This window comes from Pseudoroseomonas cervicalis ATCC 49957, from assembly GCF_000164635.1.
GTDB lineage: Bacteria > Pseudomonadota > Alphaproteobacteria > Acetobacterales > Acetobacteraceae > Pseudoroseomonas > Pseudoroseomonas cervicalis.
The window spans coordinates 1-1003 of sequence record NZ_GG771066.1 but is presented as its reverse complement, the minus strand read 5'-3'; the positions used below and the strand labels follow the sequence as shown (position 1 = coordinate 1003).

Annotated in this window: 1 protein-coding gene and 1 pseudogene; both read left to right on the top strand. The window is 78.8% G+C overall.

The genetic code is table 11. From position 1 onward, the window contains the following. On the top strand, nt 1-797 hold a 797-nt coding region (locus HMPREF0731_RS21745; protein ID WP_007006409.1), incomplete at its 5' end, for a gamma-glutamyltransferase. Beyond that, a pseudogene (locus HMPREF0731_RS25870) lies at nt 761-1003 on the top strand (gamma-glutamyltransferase); the annotation flags it as partial. The gene HMPREF0731_RS21745 and the pseudogene HMPREF0731_RS25870, both read left to right, overlap by 37 nt.

Below are 1003 nucleotides of genomic sequence, written 5' to 3'. Positions count from 1 at the left end.
ATGCCGCCGTCGCCGCCGGCTTCGCCATGAGCGTGACGCTGCCCTCGCGCGCCGGCCTCGGCGGCGGCGGCGCCTGCCTAGTCTACACCCACAGCCGCAACGAGACCGAGGCGGTGCTGTTCCTGCCGCAGCCGGCCGCCGGCGGCGGCGAGCGCCCGGCGGCGCTGCCGCTGATGGCGCGCGGCCTGTTCGCCCTGCACACCCGCAACCCGGGCCGCCCCTTCGGCGAGCTGGTCTCGCCCGCCGAGCAGCTGGCGCGCTTCGGCGCCTCCACCTCGCGCGCGCTGGCCACCGACCTCGCCACCGTGGCCGGGCCGCTGCTGGCCGATCCGGGCGCGCGCGCGGTGTTCTCCGGCCCCCAGGGCGGGGTGCTGCGCGAGGGCGAGACGCTGACCCAGCCCGACCTCGCCAACTCCCTGGCGACGCTGCGCACCGCCGGCGTCGCCGACATGCACCAGGGCGCCATGGCGCGGCGCATCGAGGAGGCGGCGCCACGCATCGGCGCCACCCTGCCGGTGGCGGCGATGCGCGCGGCGCTGCCGCAGATGGCCAGGCCGCTGCAGCTGCGCGCGGGCGACGACGTGCTCTCCTTCCTGCCGCCGCCGGCCGATGGCGGGCTGGCCGCCGCCGCCGCCTACCAGGCGCTGCAGGCCGGCCAGACGCCGCAGGCGGCGGCGCAGCGCGGCCTGGCCGTCTCCGCCCGCTGGCGCCAGGGCGGCGCGGCGCCCGAGGCGCTGCTGGCCAACCCGCCCGCCGGGCGGTGGCCGAGCCGCTGCTGCCGGCCTCCGCCAGCCTAGTGACGCTGGACCGCGACGGCAATGCGGTGAGCTGCGCCTTCACCATGAACAACCTGTTCGGCACCGGGCGGGTGCTGCCGCAGCTGGGCTTCCTGGCCGCCGCCGCGCCGGGCCAGGGAAGGGTGGAGCCGCCGCTGCTGGCCGCCGCCATCGCCCACAACGCCTCGCTGAAGGCGTTCCGCTACGCCGCCGCCAGCTCCGGCCAA